Here is a 23,523-nt window from a genome sequence, read left to right as displayed (position 1 = left end):
CCCATGCTGCCCAACTTTATTGAAAAATGGCCCTCTCCCGCCAAACTGAATTTATTTCTTTATATTACGGGGCGTCGTGCTGATGGTTATCACCTGCTGCAAACATTGTTTCAGTTTTTGGACTACGGCGACACGCTGACAATCGTTCCCCGTCGGGACGACAACATTCACCTGCTCACACCGATAGACGGCGTTGATAACCAACAGAATCTGATTATTCGTGCCGCACGGTTGTTACAGCAGTATTGCGTAAACCATGATATACGCCCCGATATCTTTGGTGCAGATATCCGCATTGATAAACGTCTGCCGATGGGGGGGGGACTGGGCGGAGGTTCATCCAATGCGGCCACGGTGCTGGTTGCGCTTAATCATCTGTGGCAGTGCAATCTGGATACGGATGTGCTGGCTGCCCTCGGCCTGCATCTTGGCGCCGATGTTCCGGTATTTATTCATGGACATGCCGCGTTTGCTGAAGGAGTGGGTGAGAAGCTGACTCCCGCCTCTCCAGCAGAGAAATGGTATCTGGTGGCTCACCCTGGGATCAGCATTCCCACCCCGCTGATTTTTGGCGATCCCCAGTTAAAACGGAATTCTCCAGTCCGCTCTTTAGAATCGTTATTAAAACAGACCTTTGTCAATGATTGTGAGAGTATCGCAAGAAAACGTTTTCGTGAGGTTGAACAGCTACTTTCATGGCTGCTAGAATACGCCCCGGCGCGCCTGACCGGAACCGGTGCTTGTGTGTTTGCTGAGTTTGACACCGAGCCCAAAGCCCGTCAGGTGCTTGACCAGGCCCCGGAATGGTTAAATGGTTTTGTGGCGCGAGGTGTTAATGTCTCTCCGCTGCAACGCTCACTTTCCGGGCAATTTTAAGTTTTGATAGCCAACTGCCTGCTTTCGGCCGTGTTTTATCAAACTTAATTCATACACCCGTATGCATATTGTGCCTGTTGTTGCGCCCCGCTCCCGGATATCATAGCGGGTACAATATTTCTCTGGACGCAAGCCTGAGGTTCTTCTCGTGCCTGATATGAAGCTTTTTGCTGGTAACGCCATCCCGGAACTAGCACAACGTATTGCCAACCGTTTGTACACCAGCCTGGGCGACGCCGCTGTCGGTCGTTTTAGCGATGGTGAAGTCAGCGTGCAAATTAATGAAAATGTACGCGGTGGTGATATTTTCATCATCCAGTCCACCTGCGCACCCACCAACGACAACCTGATGGAACTGGTTGTTATGGTTGATGCTTTGCGTCGCGCTTCTGCGGGACGTATTACCGCCGTTATTCCTTACTTTGGCTATGCTCGCCAGGATCGCCGGGTGCGTTCCGCCCGTGTGCCCATCACTGCCAAAGTGGTTGCCGATTTTCTTTCCAGCGTCGGGGTTGACCGCGTACTAACGGTAGATCTGCACGCAGAACAGATCCAGGGCTTCTTTGACGTTCCAGTTGATAACGTTTTCGGTAGTCCGATCCTGCTTGAAGATATGCTGCAACAGGATCTGGAAAATCCGATTGTGGTTTCTCCGGATATTGGAGGTGTCGTCCGCGCCCGCGCCATTGCCAAACTGTTGAATGACACCGATATGGCGATTATCGATAAACGCCGCCCCCGCGCCAACGTGTCTCAGGTGATGCATATCATCGGTGACGTTGCTGGCCGCGACTGCGTTTTGGTTGACGATATGATCGATACTGGCGGTACGTTGTGTAAAGCAGCGGAGGCGTTGAAAGAGCGTGGCGCCAAACGCGTGTTTGCTTATGCTACACACCCGATTTTCTCCGGCAATGCCTATGACAACATCAAGAATTCAGTGATTGATGAAGTTATTGTCTGCGATACCATCCCATTGACAGACAAAATCAAATCGCTGCCAAACGTCCGCACCCTGACCCTCTCAGGTATGCTGGCCGAAGCGATTCGCCGTATCAGCAACGAAGAATCCATCTCTGCCATGTTTGAGCATTAATCGTTTTTAACCCGTATTTGGTTGCCGACGATAGATGAATAAAGCCACCTGTAAAAGGTGGCTTTATTGCATAAATAAAAAGCAAGTTGATAAAAACCCGCCATAGCTACTACGGCTACAGCGGATTTTAAAATTCAGTCCAGATATCTTGAATTATGAATGGCGCTGACGCTGACAACGCTTATCAAAATGTTTTACCCACCAGTAACGATCGGCCACTTTTTCACGGCCACTTATACGTGCACCAGCCAGCCAGGAAATAGCGCCAGCGAAAATAGCCACCAAATCAACATAGGACATAAATTGCGGCAGATTCAGTTCTGGGAACTGGCTGATGATTGAATAACCCACCCCACCAATCATCAAAAACATACCAATACCCATCAAAAAATTACCCAATTTGGCTGCACTTTTACGTTTCACCTGTTACCTCCAGAAAACTCTGTGGATGAATGGGACTCCTTTGTGTTGATGTAATTATAGACAATACTGGTCGGATGATTGCGTGAGTGATCACAGATAATAGAGCAAAATGTAATATTTTTTTACGTTTAAACAAATAAATACACAAATGATTGAATAATAACTAACCGGTATTAATTATTCGCTATTGCAGATCGTCATGCTGATATTTGGCGATCAACCTGCCCTATGTGTAAACTAGCGCACTTCTATCGCTTATTTAATCACGCTGCGTTGTTTCGGTGCGACATCGATACAGCGCGTAATCTGGAATATTATCGTGAGTAGCATTAAGTTAATTGTTGGCTTGGCTAACCCTGGCGCTGAATATGCCGCCACTCGTCATAATGCGGGCGCCTGGTATGTTGACCGTCTGGCTGACGCTCACCGCTCACCGCTAAAAGAAGAAAACAAATTTTTTGGTTATACCTCACGCCTGAATCTGGCCGGACAGGATATCCGGTTATTGGTTCCCACTACCTTTATGAACCTGAGCGGCAAAGCCGTAGCGGCCATGACCACATTTTACCGTATCCAACCGGATGAAATCCTGGTTGCACATGATGAACTGGATTTATTGCCGGGCATTGCCAAACTCAAATCAGGCGGTGGACACGGTGGGCATAATGGATTGAAGGACATCATCAGTAAACTGGGAAATAACTCCAACTTCCATCGTTTACGCATTGGTATCGGGCATCCGGGAGACAAAAACAAAGTCACCGGCTTTGTGCTGGGGAAACCGCCAGCCAGTGAGCAAACGCTTATCGATGACGCTATTGATGAAGCCATTCGTTGTACCGAAATTCTGCTGAAAGAAGACATGGTGAAGGCCATGAACCGCTTACACGCGTTCAAAACGGCATAATTCACCGTCTGATGCGGATGGCGGATCGAGATAAATCGTCATTCCGTGTATAATCAGCCGGAATATTTTCATTCTGACAGGAAAATGATAGTAATTTCCTGATTAATAAGTCATTTAAGGTGATATAAACATGGGATTCAAATGCGGTATCGTCGGGCTGCCAAACGTCGGTAAATCCACTCTGTTCAATGCATTGACCAAAGCCGGTATCGAAGCGGCCAACTTCCCGTTTTGTACCATCGAACCGAATACCGGTGTGGTGCCAATGCCGGATCCGCGTCTGGATAAACTGGCCGAGATTGTCAAGCCGCAGCGTATCCTCCCCACGACCATGGAATTCGTTGATATCGCCGGGCTGGTGAAGGGCGCATCCAAAGGCGAAGGCCTGGGTAACCAGTTTCTGACCAACATCCGCGAAACGGAAGCTATTGGGCACGTAGTGCGTTGCTTTGAAAACGACAACATTATCCATGTTTCGGGTAAAGTTAATCCGGCTGACGATATTGATGTTATCAACACAGAACTGGCGCTGTCCGATCTGGATACCTGTGAGCGGGCTATTCATCGCGTACAGAAAAAAGCCAAAGGCGGCGATAAAGATGCAAAAGCCGAACTGGCAGCGTTAGAGAAGTGTCTGCCGCAGCTTGAGAATGCGGGTATGCTGCGTTCATTGGATCTGAGCGCGGAAGATAAAGCGGCTATTCGCTACCTGAGCTTTCTGACGCTGAAACCAACCATGTACATTGCCAACGTTAACGAAGACGGTTTTGAAAATAACCCGTATCTCGATCAGGTTCGGGCAATTGCCGCCGCTGAAGGTTCGGTTGTCGTGCCGGTGTGCGCTGCGGTTGAATCCGATATTGCCGAACTGGATGATGAAGAGCGCGACGAGTTTATGGCTGAGTTGGGGCTGACTGAACCAGGTCTGAACCGTGTTATCCGTGCCGGTTATGAATTACTGAATCTGCAAACTTACTTCACCGCCGGGGTGAAAGAAGTCCGCGCCTGGACCATCCCTGTCGGCGCGACGGCCCCGCAGGCCGCAGGTAAGATCCACACCGACTTTGAAAAAGGCTTTATTCGCGCACAAACCATTGCTTATGAAGACTTCATCACCTACAAAGGCGAACAAGGGGCTAAAGAAGCCGGCAAAATGCGTTCGGAAGGCAAAGATTACATCGTAAAAGATGGTGATGTAATGAACTTCCTGTTCAACGTCTAACGGTTTTTTCAGATCTCAGGAGCGCTCAATGGACTGAGCAGGCCTTTTTAAATCAATGGCTTGCCAAAAACATGGTCTACTGAGCGTTCCTACCCCAGGTTCGGTCTCTTGCTTGCCGCATGGCCCAGGCGCCGCCGACAAGTGCAGTGAACGTAAGCACCAGCGCGAACAGAGTGGCCCCCGACGCCAATCCCACCGCATCCATCAGATAGCCCGTCGCCACCGGCAGTATGCCAGCCGGTATGTAGCCACCAATGTTGAGGACTGCGTTGGCTTGCGCACGATGGCTGTCCGGGACATGCAGGCCGATCAGCGTCAAGCCGCCCAGTTGCCCCAGCCCTTGCCCAGCGCCCGCGAGCAGTGCGGACACAACCAACACCAGCGCCAGCGAGGCATGGATGGCCAACACCAACCCAACCATCGACAGTACCGTCGCCGCCGTGCTGGCGGCAAAGATGTGCGCTATCGGCCATCGGCGCACCGCGAACTGCACGCCGGTGGCGGTGAGGAACATCGCACATGCCATTCCACCGGCCAGCAGTGGGCTGCGCACGTCGAGCAAATGTGACAGCAGCGAAGGCCCCAGCGCCAATACGAAAGACGTGGCGCTGATGCCGGGGCCAAAAGTGGCAATGCCGCAGGCGACCTGTCGGCGGTTGGCCTGCGGCACTGTGGGCAGGCGCAGCCGGACGGAGCCGGACGCGATCGGACGACGCAGCGGCAACCACCACACGATGCCCAGCGCGCTGAACAGTACCAGTGCCTCGATGCAGAAGATAGGCATCACCGGCTGCGCCAGACTTTGTGCAAGCCCCCCCGCCAGCAAAGGCCCTAGCCCAGCGCCCAGCACCATCGCCACCGAAGCCAGAAGCGCCGCCAGTCGCTTGTGTTCGGAGCCGCCCACATCGACCACCGCAGCCATGCCCACTGATACGATCACGCCCACAGCGATACCAGCCAGAAACCGGCCTATCGCCAGCATCGTGATCGAGGTGGCTGAGGCGAACAGCAGACACGCCACCAGGGCCGCGAACAGCCCTGGGATAAGGACGAACTTGCGTCCGTAGCGATCGGATAGCTGGCCGGCGATCAGCAGCGTTCCCAGCAAACCTGCAATGTAGAGCGCGAAGATGACTGTCAGCATACCCGATGAGAACCCAAGCTGCTGCTGCCAATGCACATACAGCGGCGTTGGCGAGTTGGACAGCATGAACACGGCCGTCACCACCCAGGCGGCGGCCCAAAGGCCGGTCGGCACAGGCGCGGCTTTCATTGGGAAGCCCTCTCACCTTGTTGCACATAAGCGCAATACGCCAGGGCATAGGCGGCCAGTGGCTGTTCGGCCTGCACGTCGAACACCTCATCGGGATGGGCGACAATAACCAGAGAATTGGACACAATAGACTCCTGTACGAGATTTATTGTACTATACTCTAGTTCGATAAATCTCGTACAGTTGCTACAATCAGCCCATGAACACCGTCAGAAAAACCAAATCGGTTGCGGTTGGCGGCGAATCCGCCGACCTGCCCGATCCATTGCCGGAACCGGATATCGCAGACCTGCGCCTTGAAACCATTCTGGGCGCATTGGCCGATCCCTTGCGCCTGACCATCGTGCGCAAGCTGATGCTGGAAGCGCAGGCATATGATCATCCATGCGGCTGGTTCGGGTTCGACCGCCCCAAATCGTCGCTGACTCACCACTTCAAGGCGCTGCGCGAAGCGGGGGTGATCCGCCAGCGACAGTATGGGCTGGAGCGGCGCAGCCGGCTGCGTAGCGAAGACCTCGAAGCGCGCTTTCCGGGACTGCTTGCGCTGGTTGCCAGTTGGCAGCCTCCACCTGGCAAGAAACAACGGTAGCGGCTTAACTGTTCCAAGTTAGCCAACGGACTGTTCGCGGCAATTCGGGATCAACGCCGCTTGGCGGGCTACCCGCTGGCTACCAGCCAGACAGCAAACAATATCAAACCTCAGGCGAAAAGCAGAAATCTATTTCGCTACAGCTTTCACAGGAAGGAGAACGGCAGATCAATTCGCCTTCCTGAGCGAGACAAATCTGGCGGTAGAAAAACTTTTTCCAGCGCATGTTTTTCACGTTCATGCCAATCAGCGGCTCAAAACAGGTTGTCATTAATTCGCGCAATTCCGCTCGTGACGCCAGCCCTAAATCCTGCCACAGATGATTAAACCCCATTGATGCACTGGCGATTAACCCGTGCATCGGGGCGGCATCCTCAGCCATGTATTGCAAAAGCCAGCGTGCAAGCTGTTCACACTCCTGACGGCGTGGCATTAACAGCTTGCTCAGTAGTTCATCCTGCTGGCGTAAATGCGGCGGACGGGCCATGTCGGATAATCCTACCCGCAGCAGCAGGCGCTGCCAGGCCGCGTTATCCAGATTCATCTGCGTCGGAAACCGGGCCAGGCCGCGCAGATGATTGTCGACCAGATAATGCATCCATACATCCGGCGTCTGAACACGGGTCATTATGCCACCCCCTTCCGGCCAACCTCCGGCTGAACGCGCTGGGCCTGCCATTGCTCAAGCGTTTCACGCACCGGTTGCCAGGCGCCGTTGACATAAGGCTCTATCCCCTCGGACTCCAGGCGTTGCCAGGGTATCAGGCCGATACGGGCGCAAAAGACGGCTTTTACATCAGATAGTAGCCCGATAACCCGCTCGATCCGATCTTCCGGTTCATCTTCCCCGCAGTCATCATGGCCCTGGCAATAGCGTTGGGTAAAACGCTCGCCCAGAGGAATGATACCGGCTCTGGAAATGCTGAAGATATGAAAGCGATCTACATGACCAAAATGCTGATCGATCACATCACCCTTACTGGTGGCCACCGCCACCAGACAGGCATCCGGCTCTTCAGACTCACCTTGCGAGGCAATACTGGCCTGAATACTTGCCCGGCGAAACAGTGAAGGCAGCAGCGGTTCAGGCTGTTCCGGTAACGACGATAGCGGGAATTCCTGACTGCGATCGTCACCCAACATGCCAATCGCATCGGCCCGGCATTGATGGCAGTGCGCCATCTGCGGCATATGACGCCCACACTGGCTGCGCACTTCGCCCAGCTCATCCGCATTGGGTTCGCGTACCCCTTCCAGACCAAACCGTGTGCCGTGTTCAGGCCTGGCAATCAGCGGCATAACGTTGTGCAGCACGGCGCCCCATTGACGGGCCTGTAAACTGACCTCATTCAGATGCGCGGCGTTGATGTCCGGAATCAATACTGAATTAACCTTCACCATGATGCCGCGTTCGGCCAGTTTGCGGATGCCCTCGCCCTGCCGCTCGATCAGCAGGTCGGCGGCAATGCGCCCGTACAGCTTATCCCCCTCGTACCACAGATAGGGGTAAATTTTTTCGGCAATCACGGCATCAATCGCATTCACCGTCACGGTAACGTGGTCGACACCGACATCGATTAATCGATCGACCACGTCAGGCAGCATCAAACCGTTGGTCGACAGGCACAGTTTGATATCAGGCATTTCCGCTCGCAGCCCTTCCAGCGTTTTGAAGGTGCGGGCGATATTGGCCAGCGGATCGCCAGGGCCGGCAATACCGATAACCGAAAGCTGGGGGATCTGAGAAGCCACATACCTGGCTTTGGCTATCGCCTGTTCTGGCGATAACAGCTCAGAGACAACGCCAGGGCGGGACTCATTGCTGCAATCATATTTGCGGTTGCAGTAATTGCACTGAAGGTTGCAGGCTGGCGCCACCGCCAGATGCATACGTGCATAGCGGTGATGCGCCAGCGGTGAGTAACACGGGTGGCGGGAAATTTTATCCGCCTGTAAAGGTGTGAAATTTGCCGTATTCATTAACCCGCATGATCGCTTGCCTGAAAATGATGCGTTGTTTGCCATATGCTTAACCCCGGTAATGAGCGAACCTCACTTCATTTTCTGCAAACGCCATGCCGGGCGAATAAAATCAAAAATTATTCTTTAACAGATAGTTACAACCCACACCTACTGCTTCATAGCTGACATTGTCAGACAATGTATTGAATGCGACATTAAATACGCTGCATGTTGATATTCATAATCTGAATGCGATAAGCCACCTGCCGGGGGGTCATGCCCAGTAAACGGGCTGCTTTGGCCTGAACCCAGCCGGTGCGCTCCAACGCCGCGATCAGCCGCTGCCGCTCATCCTGAATATTTTCTATGCATGAATCGCTACCGGCGCTGTTTAGCGCGTCGTTGGTTTTATTGCGATTAAACGGCATCAGGGAATTTTCTTTGTAGTTGAACAGGATCACATCACGGTCGATCAATCCGTCCTCGGCCATGACCGCCGCCCGCTCCAGACAGTTCTCCAGCTCGCGCACGTTGCCCGGCCAGTCATAATTCATCAGCAGCCGGAGCGCACCCTCACTGATATGCAGTTCCCGCCCTTGCCGTTTGCTCAGTTTGGTCAGCAGAAACTGCGCCAGATCCTGTACATCCTCAAGCCGCTCACGCAACGGCGGCAGGAAAATCGGCATCACATTCAGGCGGTAATAAAGGTCTTCGCGGAAGTTGCCTGCGCGCACCTCTTCCTCCAGATTGCGGTTGGTGGCGGCGATAATACGCACGTCCACATGCAGCGTCTCGTCTCCGCCTACCCGTTCCATTTCGCCTTCCTGTAGAATGCGCAACAATTTGGTCTGGAACGATGCACTACTCTCGCCAATTTCATCCAGAAACAGGGTGCCGCCATCCGCCAGTTCAAAGCGCCCTTTACGCTGTTTAACCGCGCCGGTAAACGCGCCTTTCTCATGGCCGAACAGTTCGCTTTCCAGCAGTGAATCAGGTAAGGCTGCACAGTTGAACTTTACAAATGGCGTACCGGCGCGCGGTGAATTGTAGTGAATGGCATTGGCGATCATCTCTTTGCCGGTGCCGCTCTCGCCGCGGATTAACACCGTGGTATCCCAGCGTGACAACTGACGCATCATGTCGAAAATGTGCCGCATCGGCAGGCTCTTACCGACAATATTGTCAAAACCGTACTGCTGCTGGACTTTTCTTCGCAGGCTATCACGCTCGGTGCGAAGCGCTTCGCTTTCTCCGTTGGCATGGTTGACCAGGCGTACGGTTTGCGCTATCAAATTCGCCACCATTTCCAGAAAACGCGTGCTGGAAGGCAGGCGGTCTTCATGCAACTCCATCGGCTGCGCGGCTAAAACCCCCAATGGCATTGCATCCGGCCCCGGAATGGGCACACAGATAAACGGCAAGGCGTAGTCATAAAGGTTAAGCCTGTCCAGAAAACGCGGATCGTCCGATACCCTGGGTAAAACCAGCGACGTCCGTTGGCTCATCACCGAACCTAAAATACCTTCTCCCACCCGATAGCGAACACCCCGCCCGCCTTTGATGACCTGCGTATCCGCCCCCTGTAATGCTTCAATGAACAGCGACGAGCGATCTTTATCAAACAGGCACACCATGCCGTATTGCATAAAGGCGTGATCGTGCAGCGCCTGAATCATTGCCTCCAGCGTGTGTTGTAAATCCAGCGAATGGCTGAGTGCCACACTGATTTTATGTAACGCGACAACCTGTTGCTGAAGGTCTAAGCGGCGAGTAACACGTTCTGTCGTCGGAAAATGAGCCATTTCTTCATCTCCCCAAAGTGTCGGTATCGGTGAGGTAAAAGCCATCAAGCGGCAGGGCAAGCGTCATCCGCGTTATACCCGATGACATGTTCTCTATGCTGACCGTGCCGCGCAGTTGCGACATGATCATCTGGATCAGGCGTAGTTCCATACACTGTCCGGTTGCCAGAATCTCCACCATAGGATGCGGAGTATCCTGTGCCGATGTCGGCAGGTTATCGCAGACGGAAAAACACAAGTGATGACATTGTTGTCGCGCCCGAATTTCGATCAGCCCCTCACCCTGTTCTTTTCCCGATAGCGTCAGGCAACGATCGAGCCACAGACTGAGCGCAGTAAGAACCAGCGTCCGCTGAACGCGCAGCGTTAAATCCGGTGAAGAACATGACCAGACCAACTTACCGATATTGCGCAGGCGATATTGATAAAGCTCCACCAGATCAATCATCATGCCAGCCACCGGCCAGCTATCCGGCAATTCATGATGCATAGAGGGGCGACAAGCCGTCAGCCGCGATACCGCCTCTTTGCCTTCATTCCAGGCAGCGCGCAGGGCGACACTGTCGGCATCAGGATGCAGCCGCAGCGCCGCAGACAGCATATTCAACGGGCAACTAAGTTGGATCAACGCCGCATCCAGCGTTTCCCGGATCGCCGCCATCATCTTATTAACATTAATTTGCCGTTCGAGCTGGGTGCGCCGCTCCTGGGTCATTTGCCGCTGCTGTTCCGTGCAATCGACAATGACGACCAACTGCCGGGGGGGCGCACTGTCGGTAAAATACAGGCTGGCTTCCTCATTAACCGCGTGCAGCGGCCAGCAACTTACCGAAAGCCAACGCTGCGTCCCGCGTATGGTAAGCGGCAACAGGGTGGCAGGCTCTGAACGGTTCAAACAATCCAGCAACACCAGCGGCTCCTGCCCCTGGCAGTCGGCAGCGAGGGTTTTGTAGGCCAGATTATCCATCACGATGTTTTGCTGACTGTCCACCACCACTACGGCTGCCGGAATATTATTCAGCACGGCGGAAATCAGCGTCATCTGGTTACGTACCCGCTGCGCCAGCGCGTAGCGCTCGCTGATATCCTTGTGCATACCGAGATAATGTTCTATTTCACCCTGTGCGTTGACGATGGGTGAAATAGTGACTTCCGCCAGATAAAGTGAGGAATCGTTACGCCGGTTGATAAGTTGGCCGCTCCAGGCATTGCCGGCGGTGATCGTTTCCCATAAGGATTGATAAACCGATCCCGGCGTCTGATGGCTGGAGAGTAGATTGTGATTGGCGCCAATCAAGGTTTGCAGCTTATAACCGCTTAGTTCAGCAAACGCCGGATTGGCGTAAACAATGATTGCCTGTGGATCGGTAATGGAAATAGCCACCGATGATTGCTCAACAGCAGTGTGAAATACCGCCGAATGCAATCCTTTCCCCCCCAAAGATGATGTAATCAGTTGCACATCATCCAAGACTAATGATGAACTCATCCGGGCCCCTCCGGTTTGCATTGCGGATTCTGTCAGCTTCATGACAAATTGTCAGATTGCAGGACAGCCAGCGAACGACGCGAAATAACCATAAGAAAAGTGCAAGATTCGTTCCTTATGAAAGAAAAAACGCATAAACCTTGATCTTGATGAGGGTTTTGGCCCTATCAGGCAGATTTCTCCCTGTTTGTGACAGGAATCACATCGTGGATGCTTATCAGTTTGCTCATTTTTGGCGCAAATCCTTGCACTCTCATTGCACATTCCCTGACCGATTAACATTGGCATGGCTTTCGCAATACCCCTGTGGTTATCACGACGTCAGGGGGATAAATGAAAGAGATACTGTTGATCATGTTGACCAATATTCTGGTCAATAACGTGGTACTGGCGCGATTTCTGGGGCTTTGTTCCTTTATGGGCGTCACCAATCAGGTTCACGCCGCTATCGGTATATCTATTGCTACCACCGTAGTGATTACTCTGGCCGCCGGACTGAGCTGGATGGTGGAATCCTGGCTCCTGATACCGCTCGGCCTGGAATATTTGCGCCTGTTATCGGTCATTCTGGTGATTGCGTCACTGGTTCAACTGATTGAAATGGTGATTGCGAAACACAGTCCGGCGCTCTATCGCACGCTGGGTATCTTTCTTCCGCTGATTACCACCAACTGTGCCGTGCTTGGTGTGGCGTTGCTGATACTTCAGGAGCGCCTTAGTTTTACCCATAGCGTGCTGTTCGGGTTCAGCGCCTCACTAGGGTATTCGCTGGTGATGGTCATCTTTGCCGGTTTGCGCGAACGGCAGGCCAGCGCCTTGCCGCCGCTGCTGTTTAAAGGCACCCCGCTCAACTTTATTACCGCCAGTATTCTGGCGCTGGCCTTTACCGGCTTTGCCGGTTTGTCATCATAAGGGGCAGCGATGCTATTACTTTCCTTACTCGCCATCCCGTTCATCTCCGCGATGATCGGCGCATTGCTGGGATATGCCGCAATCTACCTGAAAATAGAAAGCGACCCGCTGGTCGAGAGCATTGTGGCGATACTGCCAAGCGGACAGTGCGGTCAATGCGGTTACCCCGGTTGCCGGCCAGCCGCTATCGCCATGGCCAATGGCGAAGCCGCCGTCACTATCTGCGCACCTGGCGGAAATAGGGTTGCCCAGCGCATAGCCGCTTTAATGGGGATAAATCTGGATGACAATGCGGCTCAAGGGCCGATGGTGGCGATGATCGCCCCGCAGGCGTGTGATGGCTGTGGTCGTTGTTTAAAACAATGTGCTTTTGATGCGATCATCGGGGCAACCCGTCAGTTGCACGGCGTACTCAGTGAAGACTGCACCGGATGCGGCGCATGTGTCACCGCCTGTCCTAACCATTGTATTCAGCTTTATGCCGATCCTTATCTTACCCCCACCGTCGCCAAGCCGGGTTTACCTTTACGGCAGGAACCTGATTATGCTTAAAGCCCTCACGACGCCTCACGGCGGCATTCGCCCTTACAGCCACAAATCATTAACCCGTGATCTGGCGATCCGTCCGCTCGACACGCCGGACAAGCTGATCCTGCCGTTGCGCCAGCATACCGGGGCCTCTGCGCTGCCAGAGGTGAAGGTAGGTGACACCGTCACGCAAGGTCAATGCCTGGCCCGGCCATTTGGCCGCATGTCTGCGCCGCTGCACAGCCCGGCGAACGGGATTGTGACCGAGGTGGTTCCCGGTGAGGCCGGTTATATCCGGTTGCGTGTTTTAGCCTCGCCTGCGAAAACCATACGGCTGGAAACCACAGAAACGCTGCCCGCAGAACAAATGCTGTCATTAATTGCGCAGGCCGGCATTGTGGGAATGGGGGGCGCGATGTTCCCGGCGGCGGATAAAATCCGGCTGGCTATGCGCCATGAGATTAACTATCTCATCATCAATGGCGGCGAATGCGAGCCGTATATTACCGCCGATGAACGCATGATGCAGGAGCAGGCCGAATTTCTGATCGGCGGTATCCGCTATTTACAGCAGTTGACCAAAGCCCGTCATGTCTACATCGGCATTGAAGACAATAAAAGCGAAGCGATCCAACGCCTTGACCGCTTGTGTCAGGATGAGGCGGATATCGATGTGGTCGCCCTGCCGTCGCTCTACCCGATGGGATCGGCCAAGCAGTTGATTGAAGCGGTTACCGGCCAGCAAATCCCGTATAACAAGCGTTCGCCTGAGATGGGCGTGCTGGTGCAAAACGTCGGCACCTGCATTGCCATTTTCCATGCCATCCGCTTTCGCCAGCCGCTGACTCACCGGGTGATCACCGTCAGCGGTCGGGCAATTGAACAGCCCGGCAACCTGCTGGTGCCCATCGGCACCCCGATAAACGCCATTATCTCCGCTTGCGGCGGCATGAAAAGTACGCCAGCCAGGATCATTCTGGGGGGGCCGATGATGGGCCGCGCCACCACCGATCTCAACGCGCCGATCACCAAAGGCACCAGCGGCCTGCTGCTGCTGACCGAAGATGAAATTCCCCAGCCCAACGCCAGCGCCTGTTTACGCTGTGGCCGTTGTGTAGATGCCTGCCCGATGGGGTTAGCGCCATTAGCCATGCTGGCCGAACTGAAAATAGATGCGCTGAACAACGCACGGGATCTGGGGCTGAACAGTTGTTTGCTGTGCGGCTCTTGCTCATGGGTTTGCCCCGCCGTGCTGCCGTTAACCCAGTTTTTTGACTGGGGACAACAGCAGCTCAAACTGGAGCAACGTCAGGAGCAAAAAATACAGCGCACCAGCGCCAACAGTCTGCGCCGACAGGCGCGCCTCGCCCGTGAAGCGGCGGAAAAGGCTGCGGCGAAAGCCGCCAGGCCATCTCGCCGCCGGACTACACCAGATGCGCCGATGGAGGGTTCCACATGTTGACGTCACCCCACGTCCATCAGGGGCTGAGTACCCAAAACCTGATGGTCAAAGTTAATCTGGCGCTGATGCCGGTCGTGCTGCTGGGTATCATCCAGTTTGGCGCCCCGGCGCTGATGCTGATGTTCACCAGTATTGTTACCTCCCTGCTGTGTGAAGCGATTTGCCTGCGGATAAATCCGGTGGCGCTCGGTCATGTTTTTGACGGCAGCGCGCTGTTGACCGCATTGCTGTTTACCCTCAGTCTGCCGCCCCATGCCCCGCTGTGGCTGGGCGCATTCGGTTCCGCCATCGCCATCCTGCTGGGTAAGCATATCTATGGCGGGCTGGGGCAAAACCTGTTCAATCCCGCCATGCTGGCGCGTGTGGTGGTGTTGATCGCCTTTCCGGTGCACATGACTCAATGGGTGGTGCCCACGGAATTCTGGCATGGCGCGGTGTATTCCCTGCATACCGATGGTACTACCAGCGCCACGCTGCTCGGCGCGTTTCGGGAACACGCGCAGGCGCCTTTTTCGCTGGAAAATGCCCTGATAGGCACCCACAACGGCAGTTTCGGCGAAACCTCCACGTTACTACTGGCGTTGGCCGGATTATGGTTATTGCAGCAACGGGTTTTCAGTTGGCATGCGCCGGTCGCTATGCTGGTTGGCTGCCTGCTGCCCGGCATGGCGCAATGGCTTATCGCGCCGCAGACGATTTTGCCGCCAATGGCGCAGCTCACCACCGGCGGGTTAATGCTGGGGGTGGTTTTCATTATCACCGATCCGGTTACCGGCCCCGGCAGCCCGCGAGGCCGTTTGTATTATGGCGCGCTGGCCGGACTGCTGGTCTGGGCGATCCGCAGCTTTGGCAACTATCCCGAAGGGGTCGCCTTTGCGGTGCTGCTGGTTAATGCCATCACACCATTGATTGATAACTGGACTCGCCCTCGCGCTTACGGTTACCAAACGCAGAAGGAGAAATAACATGGCCTCTGCCTTTTACCGCGGGCTGCGCTGGCCGCCACGCAGCCACCCGATAAACCTGAGTTTACTGCTTGGCACCTTTACCCTGTTGATAAGCCTGATGATCGGCGGCGTTTGGTGGGCGACCTATAACGAGATTGAACTACGCCATCAGGAAGACACCCAGCGTCAGCTTTCAGCCGTTTTCCCCTCTGAGCTGCATGACAATGCTCTCAGCAGCAGCGAAGTCACCCTGACAGTAGAGGGGAAACCGGTGCGGGCTTATCGTGCCACGCAACAAGGCCAACCGAGCGGCGTGGTGATGTTTGGCGCGGAAAGAGGTTATAGCGGCGTCATCAACCTGTTGATTGGCATTAATGCCAACGGCGAATTGACCGGTGTGCGCACCATCTCCCACACCGAAACGCCCGGCCTGGGGGACAAAATCGAACTGAGTCACGGTGACTGGATCCTGGGGTTTACCGGTAAATCGCTGCAAAACACCACCGAGAAACAGTGGCATGTCAAAAAGGACGGCGGTGAGTTTGATGCCTTCACCGGCGCCACTATTACCCCAAGAGCCGTGGTAAAAAGCGTGCATCAAACGCTGCTGTTGTTCCAGCGCCACCGTGCGCAATTGCTTGGCTTGACGGAGGAAAACCCCCATGAGTGAAATTACCGCGACGGCGCCGATAGCCCGCCCCGCCTACCGGGACATCCTGGTCAGCGGGATCTGGAGCAATAACATTACTTACGTACAGATCCTCGGATTGTGTCCGTTGATGGCCGTCACCACCACGGCAACCAATGGTTTAGGGATGGGGCTGATGACCACTGCGGTGCTGGCGGGGGCGAATCTGCTGGTGTCGATACTGCGTCATATTACCCCGCATGAGATCCGTATCCCGATATATATCCTGATCATCTCCAGCCTGGTGACGCTGCTTGATCTGTCGATGAATGCCTGGATGCACGATCTGCACAAAATTCTCGGGCTGTTTATCCCGCTTATTGTGGCGAACTGCGCCCTGCTTGGCCGGGCAGAATCCTTTGCCGCCCATAATCCGCCATTTGCCGCCACGCTGGACGGCATGGCGACCGGATTAGGCTTTACCCTGGGCGTAACCTCAATGGGCGCCATCCGCGAAATCATCGGCAGCGGCACGTTGTTCAGCGGAGCGGAACAACTGCTGGGGCCGGCATTCCATTTTCTGGAAGTCCATCTGTTGCCGAACTATGACGGTTTCCTGCTGATGCTATTGCCGCCAGGCGGTTTTGTGGTCATGGGATTTGTACTGGCGGCAATCCGCGGCGTTAAAGTGTTGCGCTATGGCCGCGACGTATTGAAGAAAGAGTCATCTGGCGGTTCAGGCTGTGGAGCCGGATGCGGAGGTTGCCACGGATGAAATTCACCATAGCCCACGCCAGCGGTGACGAAAACCGCCGTGTCGAGATGGAGATGCCTGAACCTGTCACCCTGCGGCAAGCCTTTCTGGCCTCACCGCTGGCAGTCCTGTATCCCTGGCTGGATCCGGACAAGCACCGCATGGGAATTTATGGCCGCCTTTGTTCCCCGGACAGCGAAATTCATGAAGGCGATCGGGTAGAAATCTATCTGCCGATTGAACGTACCGCTGGTGAGGCGGATGACGATGACGCGTAGTTTAACGGCCCTTTTCAGGAGATCTAAACCATGAGCACTATCGGCATTTTTTTCGGTACTGACACCGGTAAAACCCGCAAGGTTGCCAAACTTATCAAGGAAAAGTTGGGCGATCGGGCGGACGAACCGGTAAATATTAATCGTGCGTCATTAGCGGATCTGCTGGCTTATGACATTTTGATTCTTGGGACTCCCACGCTGGGCGACGGACAGCTTCCCGGTCTGGAGGCGGAATGTATGAGTGAATCATGGGCTGAGTTTGCCGATGAATTGGCAAACGCCGACCTGAGCCGGAAAACGGTGGCGCTGTTCGGCCTCGGCGATCAGGAAAGCTATCCCGACGCCTTCGTCAACGCGCTGGGCGAGCTGTATGACATTGTCCGTGAAGCGGGCGCGACGGTTATCGGCACATGGTCAACGGAAGGTTACTCGTTTACGGAATCCGCCGCGCTGGAGGGCGATCGCTTCGTCGGGCTGGTACTGGATCAGGACAATCAGCAGGATCTGACGGAACAACGCGTCACCCAGTGGGTCGGTCAGCTTCAGGCGGTGTTATAACGCGAATCGGAGCAGGTGCGAATAATGAAAATGGAGGTTGCTGACAAAGTAGCCTGTAAGCCTGAGATACACGGGCCTAGCGTACCGAGGGGCGCTCAGGCGGTTTACGCCGCTACGCCCCCTCAGCACACTCTCCCTGATAATGAGCTTTGTCAACAGCCTGAATGCCGACCACCCCAGGTGGTCGGCATTGTTTTTAACAAATATATTTTTTAGCGAATATATCGTCTTAATAACAGGGGATTTCGCAGTAGATGTTTGAACAGACTGACGCAGGAGCATTGGGATTAGCACAGACATAGATGGTGGAAATTGCGGAAGCGAATGCGGAAGATGGCAGAGTCAACAGCAATGCTGATGCTATGGTGCCTTTGATTACGAAAGATTTGAACTTGTTCATATTTCAATGATCCTTATTGTTTAGGCGTGTGGAGTTCAAATCTTAGGTATTCGCAGAACATAGTCGGTTCCCAACAGGGGGGAAAGCATCATTGCTCGATCAACGCCGTCAGCCATTGGCGCTGATAGTATTGGCGGCGTTTTTCCCTCCATTGCTGACGGATTCGCGCCAGCGCATCTGCTTTCGGCAGTTCACTGGTGGGCCGCATCGCCTCGCACCACAATATATGCAGGCCCATCGGGCTTTCCACCACCGGGCTGATATCGTTTACCGCAAGAGAAAATAACCGGCTATCCAGTGCCGGATATAATACGCCACGGCTAACCCAGCCAAGTTTTCCCCCTTCCAGCGCCGTCGGACATTCAGAAAATCGGCTGGCCAACCGGGGAAAACGACGCGGATCGATCAGCAAACGGCGTTGCAGCGTAGTGATACGTTCAGTAACCGTTACCCTGTCACAACCCGGCTGTGAGTCATCGAGCACTAGCAGTATATGATGCGCCAGGCGCTGTTCCGGTTGCTGAAAACGATGGATATTGTGTTGATACCAGTCATCAATTTCCCGTTCACTCACCTCCGGCGCCTGATTCGCTACCTTCTCCAACATTGCGGTCAGAATACTTTCGTGGGTTAGCGCCTGTAACAGCCCTGCCTCATCAATAGCGGCCTGTTTCAATGCGTCATTCCAGGTTTGTTCATCATCGAAAAAGGTACGCAGCGCATACTGTACCGTCAGAATATTTTCTTTATCCGCCCGGATGCCCTGCTGTTCCGCCTGCTCACGGATGGCGGCTTCCAGCCGCCATTGCCGCGCCAGTTTTTCTGCGAAAGCCAGCTGTTGCTCCGCGCTCAGTTGCCAGGGCAGGCAATGATACAGCGTAAGGGCAAGTTTAAGCTGGCAATAGCGCTGCCACATCGTCAGCACATCCGTATTACAGGTCGTCATCATCAATCGCCTGCAGGGCATGTTCCGGCACCTGTAACAACCTACCGCCAAACAGCACGATAAACTGCATGGGGTGCACTTCTCTTTCAATACCCATTACCTGACCGACATCTCCCGCCTGTACGCGGATTTGGTGGTCGGTTGCCAGCATCATGGCGGCGCAAACCCAGTCACCGTATTGAAAAGCGCCATCGATCCACGGCGCCGAGGCCGGTATCAATTCATGCTCCCGGCAGCCGACGATACGGTCACTATCCAGAAAATGGATCTGATAAATAATATTGTCCTGCAAAAAAGTTCCCCACTCCCGCACATATCCCACCGTGCCACGCCGTACCAGTTGCTCACCGCGCATCATATTCGGGAAAGTGCCGTCATTGCGCACGGTACGGATCACCCGTACCGCTTCACCAAACTCGAACCGGGGTTTCATTTGGCGTCTCCTTCATCCAACCACAGCCAGGGGATAAAACAGCGGGCAGTACGCTGATATACTTTCAGTTCCGAACGTTCCCGCAGTTCACCGCCGACAACGTGCAAATAACTCTCCCTCAGCATCAAACGAACTTGTTCAAGCCGACATTGCTGGCGCTGCTGTGGTGTGATATCCGGCTCATCATGGGGTTGATAGCGCCGCAGACGAAGGTTGAAAGCATGCAGAATATGCAGATGTTTAACCCGCACGCTCTGTTCATCAAACGGAATGGCAAAAAACCGCAGAAAATCTTCGGCACTCTCCAACTGGCTTACACCCGGCAGTTCATCAAACCAGTCCATACTCCTTCCCCCTTTCAGACAACGTTAAGCGTTCTGAGCGGTATTTCAGTTACCCCTTGATAAAGAAGGCATAGTTCATCGGGGGTGGGACTGCGTTTATCGGTTTCGGCAAACGCTCGCAATGCCTGCTGGATCAGCGGAATTTGCATGTCGCTCACCGGCAAACCAAGCTGTGAAAAGACCGCTTCCAACGCCCGCCGACCTGAATGTTTTCCCAATACCAACTGATGTTCTCGCCCCAGTAATTGCGGCGGAAGGCTCTGATAACTCTCAACGCCCTGCAATAAACCCGCTACGTGCACGCCCGACTCATGGGTAAATACCCGTCCGCCGACCAGCGGCTGCCGGTAAGGTACGCTTTCACCGGCGGCCATAGCAACCTGCTGGCACAGGGCTGGCAGTTGCCGGGTATCAATAGGCGTTTCGCCTGATTGAGTATGCGACAACCCCAACACCACCTGTTCCAGCGCGGCGTTGCCCGCCCGCTCACCCAATCCCAGAACGGTGGTACTGACGTGAGTGGCCCCGGCGCGAACCGCCGCCAGCGTGTTTGCCGTCGCCATGCCAAAGTCGTTGTGAGCATGAATCTCCAGCTCCCCCGGCCAATACCGCCGTAGCTGTTGAATCCGTTGCATGGTCGAAAACGGATCGAGTAATCCCAGGGTATCGGCAAAACGTATCCGGCTGGCGCTCGCTTTGCTGGCCACTTGCGCCACCGCGGCCAACTCTTCCTCACTGGCGCGTGAAGCATCTTCGCCGCCGACACAGACTTTAAGCCCTTGCGACCGGGCAAATTGGATCAGTTCACTGAGTCGCTGCAACATTTCCGGCCACGCCAGACCGACTTTGAACCGCCGTAAACAGGCGGAAACCGGCAATGAAATATCCACCCAATTCACCCCCAGACACACGGCCTGCCGAATATCGTTTTCATTCAGCCGACACCAGGCCATCAGCGTGGTATCCGGTAATGCCTGCCGGATACGATAAATGCGGGCGCACTCTTCTTCGCCCATAGCAGGCGTGCCGACCTCCAGTTCAGGCACCCCCGCCCGCGCCAGCGACTCGGCAATCGCCAATTTTTCACTGGCGCTGAAAGCCACACCGGGGCTTTGCTCGCCATCACGCAATGTAGTGTCATTAATGATGATGGTTTTCATCGGCTGATTCTCCCCGGTTAACCCCAGGCCGGTGTGAACTCACCCGGTTTTCCCTGCTGCCAGTAGGGCGACAGCGCACGTAATCTGTCGATCACCGGCGGGATCTGTTCGAGTACGTAGTCGATCTCTTTTTCACGCGTATAGCGCGACAGAGAAAAACGGATACTACCGTGCGCGGCGGTATACGGAATGTTCATTGCCCGCATGACGTGGGACGGTTCCAACGAACCGGAGGTGCAGGCGCTGCCGCTGGAAGCCGCAATCCCCGCCTGATTCAGCATCAGTAAAATGGCTTCCCCTTCAATAAACTCAAAGGCGATATTGAGCGTATTCGGGGTACGCGGTTGCCCCGCCCCCATCACCCGCGTACCGGCGATCGTCTGTAATCCGGCTTCCAGTTGGTCACGCAGAGGGGCAATGCTCGCACTCATCATCGGCAGATGGATGGCCGCCAGCTCACTCGCCATGCCCATCCCCACGATGCCGGCAATATTCTCGGTTCCCGCCCGGCGGCCACGCTCCTGATGTCCGCCGCGCAGCAGCGGACGAAAGCGCGTACCCCGCCGCAGCCACAGGCAACCGGTGCCTTTCGGACCGTGAATCTTGTGCGCCGAACAAGAGAGCATGTCGATGCCGGAGTCAGCCACCGACACCGGGATTTTGCCCAGCGCCTGAACCGCATCACAGTGAAACAAAATGCCCTGTTCATGAGCAAGCTGCGCCATCTGTTCCACCGGAAACAACACCCCGGTTTCGTTATTCGCCCACATTACGCTCACCAGCGCGACGCCGTCATGCAGCAAGGCGCGGTAGCGCTCCAGATCCAGCGCCCCCTGTTCGTTTACCTCCAGCCGATGAATTTTATAGCCTTGCCGTTCCAGGTGTTCGCATACTTCCAGCGTGGCCGGGTGCTCTACCGCCGTGGTGATAATTTCACGTCGGGCGGGAAAGGCCTCCACGGCGGAGAGAATGGCGGTCGAGGTCGCCTCCGTCGCGCAGGACGTGAAGATAACTTCACTGTCGTAACGGGCGCCCAGCAGGCTGGCCACCTGCTCACGCGCTCTGGCCAGCGCACGGCGGGAGGGTTCACCAAAGTCATGAATCGACGACGGATTACCGTACTGATCCTGCAAAAACGGCAGCATGGCTTCCAGCACCATCGGATCCAGGCGGGTGGTGGCATTGTTATCCAGATAGATAGGTTTCATATGCGTGCTCCTTAGAAATCTGAAGTCTGGAGAATTACCCCGGCGGAGACCGGCGTATCCATAACGACGCGGATAAAATAACCCAGCCGCTCCAGCAATTTCTGTTGCAACCAGCCGAGCGTCATATCCGTCATCATGCAGCCATTACAGCTACCGGACAGGGTGACGCGCACTTCATCATCGGTAACATTGACCAACGTGATCTCGCCGCCATCCATTTGGATATGGGGCCGCAACCCAGCAATGACGTCCTCAACCGCCAGCCACCGTTCGTTTTTCTCTTTCCTCTCATCCACCGCCGTCGGGTTTCCGCCCGCCGCCGCTAAAATAGTGCTCAACACTTGTTCAATTTTTTCATGACACGCCGTACATCCACCGCCCGCTTTGGTGTAATGGACAACCTCTTCCAGCGAGGTCAGCCCGTTGGTCAGCACGGCACGCTTGATTTGCCCTTCGTCAACGGCAAAGCATTTGCAAATCAGCGCCCCCTCTTCATGATCATCTTCCAGCGTTTCCCCTCGATAGTTGGCTATCGCCACCCGCAAGGCTTCCTGCCCCATCACCGAACAGTGCATCTTCTCTGGCGGCAATCCATCCAGATAATCGGCGATTTCCCGGTTAGTCACCCGTGAGGCTTCATCCAGCGTTTTGCCGATAATCAGTTCGGTCAATGCTGAAGAGGATGCAATAGCGCTGCCGCAGCCAAAGGTTTGGAAGCCTGCTTCCTGAATGACTTCACTGCCAGGGTCAACCCGTAACATCAGCCGCAGGGCATCACCACAGCTAAGAGAACCGACATCACCTACCGCATTCGCCTGCTCAACCACACGGGCATTACGCGGATGAAAGAAATGTTCTTTTACCTTCTCAGAATAATTCCACATGCTCTCTACACTCCCGTTTGTTACGGCTGATGATCTTATAAAGTTGCCACCTCGCACGCCCCGTCTTCACACCGGCACCGCAGCGGCTGAAACTCCACCCAGACACCTTGCGTATCAGAGCTGATGCGCGCCTGATCCAACTGCTGCCAATGTTGCGCAGAGGCGAATAGGCGTAATCCTGCGATGTCGTGGCATTCGTCGCCGGGTAATGCCTGCGCCCGCCAGACCATCTGCACTGTCCAGCCCCGGCAGGCATCCCCCCTGACCGCCAGCGCCAGCCCTGCGGTGGGTTGTCCACGCCGCTGCTGGCGTTGTCTGAGCTGGTTTAAGGTCGTCGCATCGATATGGATCATAGATTGGCTCCTGTGCCTGACAGTTATCATGGAGCAAATGTGATGCCAGTCACAAAAACCTGTTTTATCAGTGAGATAGCGCAGAGAGT

The 23,523-nt window shown here is 54.8% G+C and carries 27 protein-coding genes; 13 read left to right on the top strand and 14 right to left on the bottom strand.

Annotated features, from left to right (window positions below):
* Positions 1-3 precede the first annotated feature (3 nt).
* Positions 4-876 carry a 4-(cytidine 5'-diphospho)-2-C-methyl-D-erythritol kinase gene (gene ispE / locus BIY29_RS11860; protein WP_121575331.1) on the top strand — a complete coding sequence of 291 codons (873 nt, stop codon included), beginning with the start codon at positions 4-6 and terminating at the stop codon, positions 874-876.
* A 148-nt stretch (positions 877-1,024) separates the two neighbouring features.
* Entirely contained in the window at positions 1,025-1,972 is a 948-nt protein-coding gene (gene prs, locus BIY29_RS11855) for a ribose-phosphate diphosphokinase (protein ID WP_009112736.1), read from the top strand.
* Positions 1,973-2,125: 153 nt separating this feature from the next.
* On the opposite strand, the gene ychH is transcribed toward prs, so the two are convergent.
* Positions 2,126-2,395 (bottom strand): stress-induced protein YchH, encoded by a 270-nt coding sequence (gene ychH / locus BIY29_RS11850; protein ID WP_121575330.1) that lies wholly within the window; start codon positions 2,393-2,395, stop codon positions 2,126-2,128.
* Between the two features lie 319 nt (positions 2,396-2,714).
* On the opposite strand from ychH, the gene pth reads away from it, so the two are divergent.
* Together pth and ychF are read left to right on the top strand one after the other, a co-directional pair.
* Positions 2,715-3,302, top strand: a complete 588-nt coding sequence (gene pth, locus BIY29_RS11845) for an aminoacyl-tRNA hydrolase (protein ID WP_121575329.1) — start codon at positions 2,715-2,717, stop codon at positions 3,300-3,302.
* Between the two features lie 130 nt (positions 3,303-3,432).
* Positions 3,433-4,524, top strand: coding sequence for a redox-regulated ATPase YchF (gene ychF / locus BIY29_RS11840; RefSeq protein ID WP_121575328.1), 1,092 nt, complete (start codon positions 3,433-3,435; stop codon positions 4,522-4,524).
* Positions 4,525-4,600: 76 nt separating this feature from the next.
* Here the strand turns inward: ychF and BIY29_RS11835 are convergent, their stop codons facing one another.
* Both BIY29_RS11835 and BIY29_RS20860 read right to left on the bottom strand, forming a co-directional pair.
* Positions 4,601-5,734 (bottom strand): MFS transporter, encoded by a 1,134-nt coding sequence (locus BIY29_RS11835; RefSeq protein WP_240630111.1) that lies wholly within the window; start codon positions 5,732-5,734, stop codon positions 4,601-4,603.
* A gap of 59 nt (positions 5,735-5,793) precedes the next feature.
* On the bottom strand, positions 5,794-5,922 hold the full coding sequence (locus BIY29_RS20860) for a hypothetical protein (RefSeq protein WP_276310290.1): 129 nt from the start codon (positions 5,920-5,922) through the stop codon (positions 5,794-5,796).
* 74 nt (positions 5,923-5,996) lie between these two features.
* On the opposite strand from BIY29_RS20860, the gene BIY29_RS11830 reads away from it, so the two are divergent.
* Positions 5,997-6,386, top strand: coding sequence for an ArsR/SmtB family transcription factor (locus BIY29_RS11830; RefSeq protein ID WP_121575326.1), 390 nt, complete (start codon positions 5,997-5,999; stop codon positions 6,384-6,386).
* A 103-nt stretch (positions 6,387-6,489) separates the two neighbouring features.
* Here the strand turns inward: BIY29_RS11830 and BIY29_RS11825 are convergent, their stop codons facing one another.
* From BIY29_RS11825 to nifL, 4 genes are all read right to left on the bottom strand, one after another.
* Positions 6,490-7,014: a nitrogen fixation protein NifQ gene (locus BIY29_RS11825; RefSeq protein WP_121575325.1), complete on the bottom strand. Its 525-nt coding sequence runs from the start codon at positions 7,012-7,014 to the stop codon at positions 6,490-6,492.
* Complete coding sequence (nifB, locus tag BIY29_RS11820; protein WP_121575324.1) at positions 7,014-8,411, bottom strand: nitrogenase cofactor biosynthesis protein NifB; 1,398 nt, start codon at positions 8,409-8,411, stop codon at positions 7,014-7,016. The genes BIY29_RS11825 and nifB overlap by 1 nt, the downstream gene beginning before the upstream one ends.
* Before the next feature lie 152 nt (positions 8,412-8,563).
* Positions 8,564-10,150 (bottom strand): nif-specific transcriptional activator NifA, encoded by a 1,587-nt coding sequence (nifA, locus tag BIY29_RS11815; protein WP_121575323.1) that lies wholly within the window; start codon positions 10,148-10,150, stop codon positions 8,564-8,566.
* Between the two features lie 4 nt (positions 10,151-10,154).
* Complete coding sequence (nifL, locus tag BIY29_RS11810) at positions 10,155-11,639, bottom strand: nitrogen fixation negative regulator NifL (RefSeq protein WP_121575322.1); 1,485 nt, start codon at positions 11,637-11,639, stop codon at positions 10,155-10,157.
* Between the two features lie 333 nt (positions 11,640-11,972).
* Here nifL and rsxA point away from each other — a divergent pair, with 333 nt between their 5' ends.
* The 8 genes from rsxA to BIY29_RS11770 are packed head-to-tail and all read left to right on the top strand — an operon-like array spanning position 11,973 to position 17,706.
* Positions 11,973-12,551, top strand: coding sequence for an electron transport complex subunit RsxA (rsxA, locus tag BIY29_RS11805; protein WP_121575321.1), 579 nt, complete (start codon positions 11,973-11,975; stop codon positions 12,549-12,551).
* A 9-nt stretch (positions 12,552-12,560) separates the two neighbouring features.
* Positions 12,561-13,103 carry an RnfABCDGE type electron transport complex subunit B gene (locus BIY29_RS11800; RefSeq protein WP_121575320.1) on the top strand — a complete coding sequence of 181 codons (543 nt, stop codon included), beginning with the start codon at positions 12,561-12,563 and terminating at the stop codon, positions 13,101-13,103.
* Positions 13,096-14,541, top strand: a complete 1,446-nt coding sequence (gene rsxC, locus BIY29_RS11795; RefSeq protein WP_121575319.1) for an electron transport complex subunit RsxC — start codon at positions 13,096-13,098, stop codon at positions 14,539-14,541. The genes BIY29_RS11800 and rsxC overlap by 8 nt, the downstream gene beginning before the upstream one ends.
* A complete protein-coding gene (locus tag BIY29_RS11790; protein WP_121575318.1) occupies positions 14,535-15,506 on the top strand; it encodes an RnfABCDGE type electron transport complex subunit D in 972 nt (323 codons plus the stop codon). The genes rsxC and BIY29_RS11790 overlap by 7 nt, the downstream gene beginning before the upstream one ends.
* Before the next feature lies 1 nt (position 15,507).
* Positions 15,508-16,158: an electron transport complex subunit RsxG gene (gene rsxG / locus BIY29_RS11785; RefSeq protein ID WP_121575317.1), complete on the top strand. Its 651-nt coding sequence runs from the start codon at positions 15,508-15,510 to the stop codon at positions 16,156-16,158.
* Entirely contained in the window at positions 16,151-16,891 is a 741-nt protein-coding gene (locus tag BIY29_RS11780; protein WP_121575316.1) for an electron transport complex subunit E, read from the top strand. Before rsxG ends, BIY29_RS11780 begins: the two co-directional genes overlap by 8 nt.
* Entirely contained in the window at positions 16,888-17,148 is a 261-nt protein-coding gene (locus tag BIY29_RS11775) for an RnfH family protein (RefSeq protein WP_121575315.1), read from the top strand. Before BIY29_RS11780 ends, BIY29_RS11775 begins: the two co-directional genes overlap by 4 nt.
* 30 nt (positions 17,149-17,178) lie before the next feature.
* Positions 17,179-17,706, top strand: a complete 528-nt coding sequence (locus tag BIY29_RS11770) for a flavodoxin (RefSeq protein WP_121575314.1) — start codon at positions 17,179-17,181, stop codon at positions 17,704-17,706.
* A 488-nt stretch (positions 17,707-18,194) separates the two neighbouring features.
* Here BIY29_RS11770 and nifM read toward each other — a convergent pair whose 3' ends face one another.
* The 7 genes from nifM to BIY29_RS11730 are packed head-to-tail and all read right to left on the bottom strand — an operon-like array spanning position 18,195 to position 23,434.
* Positions 18,195-19,055: a nitrogen fixation protein NifM gene (gene nifM / locus BIY29_RS11760; protein WP_170158926.1), complete on the bottom strand. Its 861-nt coding sequence runs from the start codon at positions 19,053-19,055 to the stop codon at positions 18,195-18,197.
* Positions 19,039-19,485, bottom strand: coding sequence for a nitrogen fixation protein NifZ (locus BIY29_RS11755; protein WP_121575311.1), 447 nt, complete (start codon positions 19,483-19,485; stop codon positions 19,039-19,041). The genes nifM and BIY29_RS11755 overlap by 17 nt, the downstream gene beginning before the upstream one ends.
* Entirely contained in the window at positions 19,482-19,829 is a 348-nt protein-coding gene (locus BIY29_RS11750) for a nitrogenase-stabilizing/protective protein NifW (RefSeq protein ID WP_121575310.1), read from the bottom strand. Before BIY29_RS11750 ends, BIY29_RS11755 begins: the two co-directional genes overlap by 4 nt.
* 14 nt (positions 19,830-19,843) lie before the next feature.
* Positions 19,844-20,989 carry a homocitrate synthase gene (gene nifV / locus BIY29_RS11745; protein ID WP_121575309.1) on the bottom strand — a complete coding sequence of 382 codons (1,146 nt, stop codon included), beginning with the start codon at positions 20,987-20,989 and terminating at the stop codon, positions 19,844-19,846.
* A gap of 17 nt (positions 20,990-21,006) precedes the next feature.
* Positions 21,007-22,197 carry a cysteine desulfurase NifS gene (nifS, locus tag BIY29_RS11740; RefSeq protein ID WP_121575308.1) on the bottom strand — a complete coding sequence of 397 codons (1,191 nt, stop codon included), beginning with the start codon at positions 22,195-22,197 and terminating at the stop codon, positions 21,007-21,009.
* Positions 22,198-22,208: 11 nt separating this feature from the next.
* Positions 22,209-23,081 (bottom strand): Fe-S cluster assembly protein NifU, encoded by an 873-nt coding sequence (nifU, locus tag BIY29_RS11735; protein WP_121575307.1) that lies wholly within the window; start codon positions 23,079-23,081, stop codon positions 22,209-22,211.
* A 35-nt stretch (positions 23,082-23,116) separates the two neighbouring features.
* Complete coding sequence (locus BIY29_RS11730) at positions 23,117-23,434, bottom strand: hypothetical protein (RefSeq protein WP_121575306.1); 318 nt, start codon at positions 23,432-23,434, stop codon at positions 23,117-23,119.
* Positions 23,435-23,523: the final 89 nt, after the last annotated feature.

Origin of the sequence: Brenneria alni (assembly GCF_003666245.1) — a bacterium.
GTDB lineage: Bacteria > Pseudomonadota > Gammaproteobacteria > Enterobacterales > Enterobacteriaceae > Brenneria > Brenneria alni.
This window is presented reverse-complemented; position numbering and strand designations above follow the sequence as displayed.